The sequence below is a fragment of the Dactylosporangium aurantiacum genome, assembly GCF_000716715.1.
GTDB lineage: Bacteria > Actinomycetota > Actinomycetes > Mycobacteriales > Micromonosporaceae > Dactylosporangium > Dactylosporangium aurantiacum.
In genome coordinates this window covers 1-11,636 of record NZ_JNYJ01000096.1, presented here as the reverse complement: position 1 = coordinate 11,636, position 11,636 = coordinate 1, and the positions used below count along the sequence as shown (strand labels likewise).

Here is an 11,636-nt window from a genome sequence, read left to right as displayed (position 1 = left end):
CTAAGGCGTGTTTGGTAAGTGGTTGTCGATCGCTGACCGTGTGTCGGTGTGGCGGTGATCGATAACGAGTGAGGTCTCCGGTATCTGGTGTATCGACCAAGACGCACCAAGTTCCGGAGACCTCGTGGACACCTTACCGGTGACGAGGCGGCATGACCTGACCGACGCGCAGTGGGCGGCGCTTGCGCCGTTGCTGCCTGCGGTGTCGGTGCAGGGCAGGCCGCTGAAGTGGAGTAGGCGGCAGTTGATCGACGGGATCCGGTGGCGGATCCGGGTGGGCTCGCCGTGGCGTGATGTGCCTGCCTGTTATGGGCCGTGGCAGACGGTGTACTGGTTGTTCCGGCGGTGGCAGCGTGACGGGACCTGGCCGCTTGTCCTGACCGCGTTGCAGGCCCGTGCCAACGCTGCGGGTCGGGTCCGCTGGGACGTCAGCGTTGATTCGACCAGTGTCCGGGCGCATCAGCATGCGGCTGGCGCCCGCCTGGACGGCGGTGTGCAGAAGGAGCCACCGGGCGGAGTGGACACCGAACCGGACGATCACGCCCTCGGCAGGTCGCGGGGTGGGCGGACCACGAAGGTTCATTTGGCGTGTGAGCAGGGCCGTAAGGCGTTGTCGCTGTTGCTGACTGCCGGGCATCGTGGCGACAGTCCGCAGTTCGTGCCGGTGCTGGAACGCATCCGGGTGCCCGGTCTCGGTCCTGGCCGGCCGCGGACCCGCCCGGATCGGGTCCTGGCCGACAAGGCGTACGCGGGCAAAGGCAACCGGGCCTACCTGCGCCGGCACGGAATCCGGACGACGATCCCGATCAAGGCCGACCATGCGGCGAACCGGCGCAAGCTCGGGTCGAAGGGCGGCCGTCCACCGGCCTTCGACCCCGAGCTCTACAAACAGCGTCACGCCGTCGAGTGCGGTATCAACCAGCTCAAACGCAACCGCGGCATGGCCACCCGGTACGACAAGCTCGCCGTGCGATACCAGGCCACCGTCACCATCACCGCAATCAACGAGTGGCTCTGACCCGACTTACCAAACAGGCCTTAGTACCCCCGCGTGGGCGCTGCTAGCATCCGCCGATGCAACTGAAGCTTCCGGTGCGTTCTCACGGCACGCTGGCCGATGCGTACTCGGGACGTGACAATGCGTTCAACTTCCTGCGGCTGGTGTTCGCCCTCGCGGTGCTCGTCGGGCACGCCAGAATTCTCGGCTACGGCGCCTACGGCAACCCGCTCGACATCCCGGTCGACCTCGGCGGACTGGCGATCGCCGGTTTCTTCGCATTGTCCGGTTTCCTGATCACCCGCAGCGGCCGGCGCACGTCGCTGCCCCGCTTCTGGTGGCACCGCCTGCTCCGGATCTTCCCCGCCTACTGGGTCTGCCTGCTCGTCACGGCCGGTGTCGTCGCTCCCCTGTTGTGGCTGCACCGCCATGGCAGCCTGGGCGGCTACTGGTCGACGACCCCCGGCCCCCTCGGCTACCTCGTCCGCAACAGCTCCGCCGACCTGGTGCAGTTCTCGATCGGCGACGTCCTGTCCGGCCGTCCCAACACGGCGTTGAACGGCTCCGTCTGGACCCTGAAGTACGAACTGGTCTGCTACCTCCTGGTCGGCCTGCTCGCCGTGATCGGCGTGCTGCGTCGGGCCCGCCTCCTCGTCGTCGTCATGGCGGCGCTGGGCATGGCGATCATCGCCTTCGACTTCGTGTACTCGCCGAGCGAGTTCGGCCCCCTGCCCGACCTGATGACCACGAGCGACGGTACGTTCACGATCCCGATCGGCGGCGTGTTCCACACGTGGTACTTCCACCTGCTCATGACCGCGTTCCTGCTCGGTGCGGTCGCGGACCTGTACCGCGACCACATCCCGGTCAACGACGTCCTCGGCTGGCTCAGCCTGATCGTGGTCCTCATCGCGATCCAGCAGCACTGGCCGAACCTCGGTCCCGCCCTGCTCGCGTACGTCTACCTCCTGCTGTGGCTGGGCATCCGGCTGCCCGCGCTGTTCCGCCGGATCGGCCGCGACAACGACTACTCGTACGGCATCTACATCTACGCCTTCGTGGTGCAACAGACCCTGGCCGTCTACGGCCTGACGAAGTTCGGCCTGCTGGCGTACCTGACCGTGACCATCGTGGTGACGGTGGCGGTCGCGATGGCCTCGTGGCACCTGATCGAGAGGCCGGCCCTGAGACTCAAGGACTGGAACCCCTCGTTCATTCGCACCCGTACGGCCGGCGAGGAGCTTCCGCCGGAGGTCCACCTCCCGGAACCGGCGCCCGTCGCGTCGTCCCATGCCGAACCGTCCCCCGAGCCGGCTTCGCACACCCCGGGCGACGACGCGGTCCTGGCAACCGGCGCGCCACCGCCCCCCTCCTGAGCCGGGCAGCTCCGGCCGGAGGGCACGGAGCTGACACCGGAGGACGCTGAACCAGCGATGACCTGCCTCACCCGAGGTGGCCTGATGCTCGCCGTCGAGGAAGAGTCGGCACACTGGCGGGATGGGACGTACGGTGACCGCGCTGGTGACGTTTGGAAGCGCGTGCGCCGGGGTGGTCGGGCCGTTCGGCGTGGACATCCCGTGGTGGGCCGAGGTCGAGCCGGTCGTGACGCATCTGGAGGAGACGCTGGGTGTGCCGGTCGTCGTCCTGCGGCTGCTCACCGTCGAAGGGTCCGACGGGGGACGCGACGGCCATGTCACCTACCACGTGGAGGCCCTGCAGGCACCCGGCGACCTGACCGCCTGCGAGTTCGTCAACGACGAGCAACCGCTCCGGCTGCCCTGGGCGCGAGCCTCGGGCATCCGGGAACTCTTCCAGTGGGCATCCCGGTACGTCGATCTCACCGGGCGGCCTGCACAGCGCAAGACCTGGAACCTGGCAGGGTTGTTCCGCCTGCCGACCGCCGATGGCCCGGTCTGGCTCAAGGCCATTCCTCCCTTCGCCGCCGCCGAGCCGGCCGCGATCGCCGCGATCGCCCAGGTCGATCCGGACCTGGTGCCGACCGTCCTGGCCGGTGCGCCGGGTCGCCTGCTGCTCGCCGACGTTCCCGGCAGGGACTGCTGGGACGCGCCCCCGCACGTCGTGGCTGCCGCTGTGCGTCGCCTGGCTGTCGCGCAGGCCCGCATCGACAAGCCACCGCACGGTATCCCGGACCGGCGCCCGGAGCGCTTGGCCGCCGCCGTCCAAGAGCTGCTCGACGGCCCGGTCGGCGCTGAGCTGAGCACGGAGGAACTCCGTGCCACGAGAAACCTGCAGTGGCGGTGGGACATACTGGCCGGCTGCGGCCTGCCTGACACCGTGGTGCACGGCGACTTCCACCCCGGCAACTGGCGCTGCGGCGACGGCCAGCCGGTGATTCTCGACTTCGCCGACGCGCACCTGGGCAACCCGGTCCTCGACGTACTGCGCGCCATCGACTACCTGCCGGCAGACCGGCGCCGCACGGCGGCCGACACCTGGATCGCGACCTGGACCGCCGCGGCGCCCCGGTCACGTCCGGCCGAGGCCCTGCGGATCGCCGAACCGCTCGCCCATCTGGCATACGCCGTGCGATACCAGGAGTTCCTCGACAACATCGAACCCGACGAACGCGTCTACCACCTCGGCGATCCAGCCGCCGCGATCCGCCACGCGCTGGCAAGCATCCGCACCCAGGCCGGGCCCTGACAACGGTGGCTGCGCCGCACGCACGCCACTCGGCAGTACAGTGAGCGCCCAGTCAGCACCCGGGGCCCACGCATCACCTGGCCCTACCGGCAACGCGCTCGCTCGGTGGCTGCTTCGCGTCCACCCGATCCCGGGCCTGGGCTCAACGGGGCCTGTCGCGTGGAAGAACCGTCGGCCCGGGCCGTCCCGGGGGCGCGGGACGGCGGTCTCTGGTTGCGGGAATGCGCCGCGCCGATGCTGGAGCCGGGTCGCGAACCCGCGGCCCGGACCACGTTGGAGGGGGATCCATGACCGCTTCGAGATGGCGCGTGCTCGCCGGGATCGTCGCGTTGCTCGGCGCCGGGCTCGGGCAGCTCGCGCAGTTCGTCGTCGCACCCGCCCACCTGTCCGGCGGCTCCGCCGGCGAGCAGGTCGCCGCCGCGGCTGCGCACGGGGCGCGCATGCAGGCGTCGGTCTGGCTCGACGTACCGATTCTGCTCATCATCCCGGCGGCCCTGTACCTCGGCCACCTCGCCCAGGCCCGGACGTCTCGGCTGGCGGCGACCGGCGTGGCGCTGACGTTCGGCGGTGCGCTCGGCGTCGGCTACCTGCTCGCCGCTGACCTGCTCATGCTGCTCGCCGCCCGTGCCGATGACCGCGATGGCGCCGTCGCCCTCATCGACGCCCTGCAGGCCGCGCCGCTGTTCAATCTCATGGTCGTGGCCGGGGTGCTCGGTACCACGGTCGGACTGCTGCTGTTGGGCATCGCGCTGGTCCGCGCGCGGACCGTGCCGGTCTGGGCGGGCGTCGCGGTCGCCGCCGGGCCGTTGCTGACGGTGGCCGGCGAGGCCAGCGGGCTGGAGGCGCTCGCCGTCGCCGCGTATGTGGTGCAGTTCGCCGGGTTCGCCGCCTGCGCGGTCCGGCTGGTCCGGCCGCCGGCGACGGCCGCGGCGGTGATGACACCGGCCGCGGTCTAGCGGGACAATCCGATCGTCATGACAAGCCGCTGGGTCGACTGGCTCACGCAGGTCGCGGTCGGCGCCGCCGGCGCGGCGGCCGCGACCTGCGTGATCGTCGCCGTGCTCCACCCGGTCACGCCGTGGTCGGTGGTCATGTCCCTCGCCGCGGTCGCCTATTTGTCGGTACCGCTGGTCGGCGCGGCGATGGTCCGCGCCGAACGGCGCAACGGCGTCGGCTGGCTGCTGCTGGCCAGCGGCATCGGCTTTCCCGTCGCCGCCTCCGGTTACCTGATCGCCGAGGCTGCGACGAACGCGGGAGGGCCGGCCGGGTGGGCCGGCTGGTGGGACGGCTGGCCGTGGGTGTTCGCGCTCGGCCTGCCGTCCACCGCCGGGCTGCTGCTGTTCCCCGACGGCCGCCCGCCGTCGCGGCGCTGGTGGCCGGTCGTCGTCCTCACCCTCGCGCAGGAGCTCGCGCTGCTGGTCGGGCTGCTCTTCGCGCCCGGCATGCTCGACTATCCCGACCAGCCCAACCCCACGGCGCTGCCTGGCCGCTGGGGCGCCGTCGCGGACGGGCTCGTCGGCACGATCCTGCTCGTGGCGCCGCTGGCGACGCTCGGCGCCTGGTCCTTGCACGGCCGGGCCCGCCGGGAGCTCGACCCGGCCCGCGCCCGGGCGCTGCGGCGCGTCGCGCCGGCGGCCTGGCTCGTGGCCGGCTCCTGGTGGGCCTGCATCGTCATCGTGCTCGGCGCGGGCGGGGCGGAGGTCGGCGCGCTGCCGTTCCAGCTCGCCGGCATGCTGACCTTGGCCGCCGCCGCGTGGACCGCGATCCGGCGTTACGGGCTGTTCGACGGCCGGCGGGTGGTCAATCAGGCGCTCGTCTACGCGGCGCTGAGCACGTTCGTCGTCGTCGTGTACCTCGCGGTCGCCTCCGTGGTCCGCGCCGTCGTGTCGCAGCAGATCGGCGCCGCGGTGGCCGTCGCCGTCGCGCTGTTGGTGGCGCTGCCGTTGCGTGACGTGCTCCAGCGGGCCGCGAACCGGCTGGTGTACGGGTACCAGGACGATCCCTACGGCGCGCTGGTCCGGCTGGGCCGCCGGCTCGAGGTCGCCGCCGCCGCCGACGATGTCCTGCCCAGCGTCGCCGCGACGGTCCGGGCCGCCCTGCGCCTGCCCTACGTGGCGATCCGCCTCGCCGGGACCGTCGTGGCCGCCGACGGGACCGCCCGCAGCCGCGGCGCGGAGGAGTTTCCGCTCGTCTTCGCCGGGGAGACGATCGGAGACCTGGTCGCCGAGCCGCGCGACGGCGAGTTCACCGCGACCGAGCGCCGGCTGCTGGCCGGCATCCTGGGCCAGGTCGCCGCCGCGGGCCACGCTGTCGCGCTCACTGGCGACCTGCGCCGCTCACGGGAGCGGGTCGTGGCCGCGGCCGAGGAGGAGCGCCGCCGGCTACGCCGGGATCTGCACGACGGCCTCGGGCCGGCCCTTGCCAGCGTCGTGCTCGGTCTGCAGCGGGCCCGGCGCCGCGTCGACTCCGATCCGGCGGCCGCCGCGCAGCAGCTCGACACGCTGACCGGCCAGACCCAGGCGGCGGTCGCCGACGTGCGTCGCCTCGTCTACGGCCTCCGGCCGCCGGCGCTCGACGAGCTCGGGCTGGTCGGCGCGCTCACCGAGCACGCCAGCGCCCTCGGCGCGATCGACGTCGAGGGCCCCGACCGCGAGCCGGTGCTGCCGGCCGCGGTCGAGGTCGCCGCGTACCGCATCGCCCTGGAGGCCATGACGAACACCGTCCGGCACGCGGGCGCCCGGCAGACCACCGTCCGCGTCAGCGTCGACGGGATGCTGCGCATCGAGATCGCCGACAACGGCCGCGGGATGCCCGCCGGATACCGTGCCGGCGTGGGCATCACGTCCATGCGGGAGCGCGCCGTCGAGCTCGGCGGCACCTGTGTCATCGAGCCGCGCACCCCGCGCGGCACCGTGGTCCGCGTCGCGCTGCCCCTGGAGGTGCTGTGACTATTCGGGTCCTGGTCGTCGACGACCATCCCGTGTTCCGTTCCGGGCTGCGTAACCTCGTGCACGACAGCGACGACCTGGAGCTCGTCGCCGAAGCCGCCGACGGCGACGAGGCCGTCGTACGCTGCCGGGAGCATGGGCCCGACGTCGTCCTCATGGACATTCGTATGCCGGGCACCAGCGGCGTGGAGGCCACGCGCCGGATCGTCGCCGAATGGCCCCGGGTCGGCGTGCTCATGCTCACCATGCTCGAGGACGACACGTCCATCTTCGCCGCCCTGCGGGCCGGGGCCCGCGGATACGTCCTCAAGGGCGCGGCGCCCGACGAGATCATCCGCGCGATCGTCGCTGTCGCCGCGGGGGAGGCGCTGTTCGGTCCGGTCGTCGCCGCGAAGATTGCGACCTTCCTGCAGCCGAATACCCGCACACGCAGCCACCCGTTCCCGTCGCTGTCGTCCCGGGAGCGCGACATCCTCGACCTCATCGCGGCCGGCCGGTCAAACCCGGCGATCGCGGAGGCCCTGGCGCTGAGCGAGAAGACGGTCCGCAACAACGTGTCCAACATCTTCGCCAAGCTGCACGCGACGGACCGCGCCGAGGTGATCGTGAAAGCCCGCCGGGCCGGTCTCGGCAACACGTAGCGGCCGGCGTCATCATCATGTACGCGGTTATCGGCTCCGTCGCTGGACGAACCTCCTGGTTGCGGCTGCGGGGCGTCCTGGCCTGCTTTCTTCGACGGGGCCGTCCCGCACATGACGTCAGCGCAGCGCGAGACCTCGGCCGATCTCCTCCCCCGCGCGCACCCGGACATCCCTGGCTCACGGACCTGTCACCACGCATCGCCGCCGGCGCCGCCCTGACCGTCGCCGTCAACGCGGCGCCGGTGGTGGCGTTCGGTGCGCTGGTCGGCCGTGCCGCTCCAGCAGCTCGGTGAAGTTGAGGTACCCCCAGATCCGTTCATGGGCGGCGAACGCGCGCAGGACCTCGGGCGTCGGGCCCTGCGCGTCGAGCAGCGCGGCGGCCAGCCCGATCGCGCTGACGGCGGGGATCTTCGCGAACTCCTCGGGCATCGGTACCGCCCCGAGGCGGGCGAGCGCCGCCCGCGCCTCACCCCTGGGGTCGTACCCGATCCAGAACGACTCCTTGCACCCCTCGGGCACGTCGGTGAGGATCGCGGCGCCGGCCGGGTCACCGAGCCGGGCCAGCGCGAGCGCGGCACAGAACCGCTGCCGCCGGTCCGTGGCTTCGAGCTGCCCGTGCAGCCAGCCCACCGCCGCCTCAGTCGGCGGCCAGATCGACAGGCCCAGGGTCAGCTCGGCCTGGACCAGGCCGGTGGCCCGCTGGGCCGATGCGAAGGTGTCGCCGCCGGCGGCCGACAGCAGCCGCGCTGCCCACGGGTTACCGGCCTCAGCCAGCGCCCGCCAGTGCTCCCGCTGGGCGGTGACGGCCGGCCGGATCGGACTGTCCTGGGCGGCGGCGCCGAGATAGCCGCCACCGGTGAGCATCTCCCACAGCAGCTCGATGACGCGGTCGCGCCGCTCACCGGGCAGCTCGACGGCCGCCGCCACCAGTGCCGGCGCGACAGACTCCGCGGCGGGCGCGACGGTCCCCTGCACGAACAGCGCGTCCCGCAGCCTCCCCAACGCCTGGTCGAACGCGCCTTCATCCCTGAGCCCGTCGAGATGCCCCGGCAGGTCGGACAGCTGCCCATTGAAGACCATGCCCTGATGATATTGAGCGCGCCAGGTCCTGGCGTTCAGCGAAGCGCTGCAACGTCTGCCGGTCGCTCACCGGCGGGTGGCTCAGCTTGAAACGGGCGAACGCGGGAAGGAACATGTGCCGGTGCCTACTGCATCGACCAGGCAGCCGCGGTGGCGGCGACGGCTGGCGTACTCCCTCGTCGCGGTGACCGTGCTGGCGGCAGCCGCCGTGGTGTACGTGCACTGGAATCCGCGCCGGTACCTGTCGCTCAGACCGCTGGCCGAGCTCGGACCCACGATCACGGTGGCGCTCGCCGCGCTCGTGCTGCTGGCGGCGGTGGTCGTGCTGGCCGCGGCGCCCGGCCTGCGCAGGACGGTGACGGCGTCGGTGTTGCTGGCGCTCGTCCTGCCGGTGGGGTGCGCCGGGTTCGTCAAGGGCACGTACCTCGCCGAGGAATGGCAACCCAGGTCGGTCGACATCACCGCCCGCTCGCCTGACGGGCACTGGATCGTCGTCGCGATCCGCTACACCTCCCACTACGACTCCGATGTCTACTACGACGAATTCCATCTGCGGTCGCGCGCCGGATTGCTCAGCCGGGAAGCGCCACACCCCTTGGCCGTCGTCGGGTACACCTTCCACGAAAACGAAAGCGACCAGCTCGACATCGTCCGGATCGCATTCGCCGGCAGCAGCACGATCGAGGTGCATACCAACGACGGTGTCGTCTACCGCACGTCCTTCAACCCCGCCAGCCTGGCGATCGAGGACCAGTTCGGGCTGTGCGAGGACGATCTGACGCACCTCTGCCCGTGAAGGAACTGCTCGTCGACGCCGCGATGGGACTGCACTCCCATCGGCGGTTCGGTGCGCGCCCAGTCAGACCGGGCCTGCGCATCACCTACGGAGCGTCATTCAAGCCCTCCTGGTGGCTTCGTTCGTGAGAACGGGGCTCTGGTGCGAACTGTGTGATGGATGTTGGACGATGATTCGTTGTCCGGGTGCGCGATGCCGTCGGACAGCTACTTCCTCATCTGAACGGCATCGAGATCGACGAGGTCGTGGACGCCGACTTCGAGTTGGTCATCGTGGCTCGGGTCCGCAGCCGTCAGGCCGTTTGCCGGGCGTGTGCGGTGCTGTCGTCTCGGGTGCATTCGCGGTATCGCCGGACGTTGGCGGATGCTCCGGTTGCTGGCCGGCCTATGCGGATTGTGTTGTGGGTGCGCCGGTTCTTCTGCGAGAACGCGGCGTGCCCGGTGATGACATTCGCCGAACAGGTTGATGGGCTGACTCGGCGGTGGTCGCGGGTCAGTGAGGGGCTGCGGCGGATGCTGACCGCGGTCGGGCTCGCGCTGGCTGGCCGGGCCGGCGCGCGGCTGGCTGCAGCGTTGGGCATGCCGGCCAGCCGTCACCGCCTGCTCCGGCTGGTCCGAGCCTTGCCGGATCCGCCGGTCGGTGAAGTCGCGGTGCTGGGGGTCGATGACTTCGCGGTCAGGCGGGGCCATCACTACGGCACCGTGCTGATCGACTGCGAGACCCACCGGGTTGTCGACCTGCTGCCCGGCCGCGACGCGGGCCCGTTGACCGCGTGGCTGCAGCAGCATCCGGCGCCTCGGGTGATCTGCCGGGACCGGGCCAGCGCGTATGCGGAGGCCGGACGCACCGGCGCGCCAGAAGCCGTCCAGGTCGCTGATCGGTTCCACCTGTGGCAGAACCTGGCCGCCGCGGTGGAACGCTGCACGGCTCAGCACAAGTCCTGCCTCGACGAGCCCGACGAGCCCGACGAGCCCGACGAAGCTTCTGCCGAGCAGCCCAGCCCTGCTGCGGTAGCCGAGCCCACCGGGGCGATGGCCGAACGCCGCCGTGCCCACCACGCCCTCGTGCATGAACTGCTGGCGCAAGGCGCCGGGTTCCGGCAGATCGCCCGGCATCTGGGCTGGAGTCACCACACCGTGTCGCGATACGCCCACGCCGCAACGTGGCAGGAGATGATGGTCGGTCAGAAGGTCCGGCCGAGTCTCGTCGACCCGTTCAAGCCCTACCTGAGCCGACGCATCAACGAGGGCTGCCTCAAGGCCACCACGTTGCAGCGTGAGATCCGCGCTCAGGGCTTCGCCGGCAGCTACGCGATCCTGCGCAAGTTCGTCGAGCAGTACCGCGGCAAACCCGACCTGACGTCGCCGCGCCGCCCGCCCTCGGTGCGGCAGGTGGCCGGGTGGATCTGCCGGCGACCCGACGACCTGGCCGACCGCGACACCGAACAACTCCAGGCGATCCTCGAGCGATGTCCGGAGCTGCGTGCCGCCGCCGAGCTGGTGCGGTCGTTCGCCGACATGCTCACTCACCTGCGCGGTCAGCAGCTCACCGCCTGGATCGCCGCAGCCGAAGCAGCGGCCTTGCCTGGCATCACGAAGTTCGCCACCGGCCTGACCGCAGACCTCGACGCCGTGACCGCCGGCCTCACCCTGCCCTTCAGCTCCGGACCGGTCGAAGGTAACGTCAACCGCATCAAGATGCTCAAACGGCAAATGTACGGCCGCGCCGGCTTCGACCTGCTCCGAAAGCGAGTCCTTCTGACGTAGCAAGCATTGCCGCGCAACACGGAAGCCGCCGGGTCGCTGGATATCGGCCAGTTGGGCGGACGGACCTACACCTCAACCCACTGCAACTGTGGTGACAGTCCGCCATACCGGCAAAAGTAGCGGACTGCTTGAACAGCGTCCTCGATCGGCACCGCAGCGGACGCAGGAAACTCCGACCAGTGTCCGTAGTAGTAGAAGACCACGCCCTTGCCGTCTCGCACTCGCGAGGATCCCTGGCTGCTGAAGTACGGCGGATTCCCGGATGCCGCCACGTAGCTCAAGACCGAGACCTCGCGGCCCAAACCGATGGAAAGCGAGTCGCCTCCGTCAAGAGTCACCTCAGCGATCAGAGGCTCACGTGCTGCGTCCCGCTCCACGTCCGCTAATGCTTGCCGAAGCTCGTCATCGCAAGTGACGACAACGCCAGCTTCGCCACTCCTCCACGTGATCTTCGCGCGCAAGCCTTCTCCCGGGAAATAGCGAGCACAGACTCGCAAGCCTACGGAACGCCCCGCGAGCCAACCAAGATCAATCACGCAGTTTGCGCCAGAACCGAGAACGGGGCCCAGATGTGCGCAACTTCCAGGCCCAGGCGAGCCGGTTTCCCTTGACCATTGTCCGTGAGTTTCGGACCCACCCGGCGACGTGAACCGCCCCGGGTTTGGTAGCGGCTAAACGGGTTGGGGGCCTGCCTCGGTGAGGCGGGCTTGGTGCAGTGTCTCAAACGCGGCTGGTGGCAGGTCC

General features: G+C 70.8%; 10 protein-coding genes. 8 read left to right on the top strand and 2 right to left on the bottom strand.

The window, feature by feature from the left end:
- The first annotated feature begins 124 nt into the window (after positions 1 to 124).
- From OP18_RS56600 to OP18_RS49740, 6 genes are all read left to right on the top strand, one after another.
- Positions 125 to 1,018: an IS5 family transposase gene (locus tag OP18_RS56600; protein ID WP_081971826.1), complete on the top strand. Its 894-nt coding sequence runs from the start codon at positions 125 to 127 to the stop codon at positions 1,016 to 1,018.
- A 56-nt stretch (positions 1,019 to 1,074) separates the two neighbouring features.
- A complete protein-coding gene (locus OP18_RS49760; protein ID WP_081971825.1) occupies positions 1,075 to 2,373 on the top strand; it encodes an acyltransferase family protein in 1,299 nt (432 codons plus the stop codon).
- Positions 2,374 to 2,494: 121 nt separating this feature from the next.
- The gene (locus OP18_RS49755) at positions 2,495 to 3,661 is read left to right on the top strand and encodes an aminoglycoside phosphotransferase family protein (RefSeq protein ID WP_211273924.1); all 1,167 of its coding nucleotides are present in this window, start codon (positions 2,495 to 2,497) and stop codon (positions 3,659 to 3,661) included.
- 287 nt (positions 3,662 to 3,948) lie between these two features.
- Positions 3,949 to 4,617, top strand: coding sequence for a hypothetical protein (locus tag OP18_RS49750; protein ID WP_156090357.1), 669 nt, complete (start codon positions 3,949 to 3,951; stop codon positions 4,615 to 4,617).
- Between the two features lie 18 nt (positions 4,618 to 4,635).
- Positions 4,636 to 6,609, top strand: a complete 1,974-nt coding sequence (locus tag OP18_RS49745) for a sensor histidine kinase (RefSeq protein WP_052388556.1) — start codon at positions 4,636 to 4,638, stop codon at positions 6,607 to 6,609.
- Positions 6,606 to 7,250 (top strand): response regulator, encoded by a 645-nt coding sequence (locus OP18_RS49740; protein ID WP_211273923.1) that lies wholly within the window; start codon positions 6,606 to 6,608, stop codon positions 7,248 to 7,250. The genes OP18_RS49745 and OP18_RS49740 overlap by 4 nt, the downstream gene beginning before the upstream one ends.
- A 228-nt stretch (positions 7,251 to 7,478) precedes the next feature.
- Here OP18_RS49740 and OP18_RS49735 read toward each other — a convergent pair whose 3' ends face one another.
- Positions 7,479 to 8,330 carry a hypothetical protein gene (locus OP18_RS49735; protein ID WP_033367669.1) on the bottom strand — a complete coding sequence of 284 codons (852 nt, stop codon included), beginning with the start codon at positions 8,328 to 8,330 and terminating at the stop codon, positions 7,479 to 7,481.
- Between the two features lie 184 nt (positions 8,331 to 8,514).
- Between OP18_RS49735 and OP18_RS49730 the strand changes: the two genes are divergently transcribed.
- Both OP18_RS49730 and OP18_RS49725 read left to right on the top strand, forming a co-directional pair.
- Complete coding sequence (locus OP18_RS49730; RefSeq protein WP_033367667.1) at positions 8,515 to 9,126, top strand: hypothetical protein; 612 nt, start codon at positions 8,515 to 8,517, stop codon at positions 9,124 to 9,126.
- 185 nt (positions 9,127 to 9,311) lie between these two features.
- Positions 9,312 to 10,892, top strand: a complete 1,581-nt coding sequence (locus tag OP18_RS49725) for an ISL3 family transposase (RefSeq protein WP_033367665.1) — start codon at positions 9,312 to 9,314, stop codon at positions 10,890 to 10,892.
- Positions 10,893 to 10,957: 65 nt separating this feature from the next.
- Here the strand turns inward: OP18_RS49725 and OP18_RS62820 are convergent, their stop codons facing one another.
- Positions 10,958 to 11,428, bottom strand: a complete 471-nt coding sequence (locus OP18_RS62820) for an Imm1 family immunity protein (RefSeq protein ID WP_369335527.1) — start codon at positions 11,426 to 11,428, stop codon at positions 10,958 to 10,960.
- Between the last annotated feature and the right edge of the window lie 208 nt (positions 11,429 to 11,636).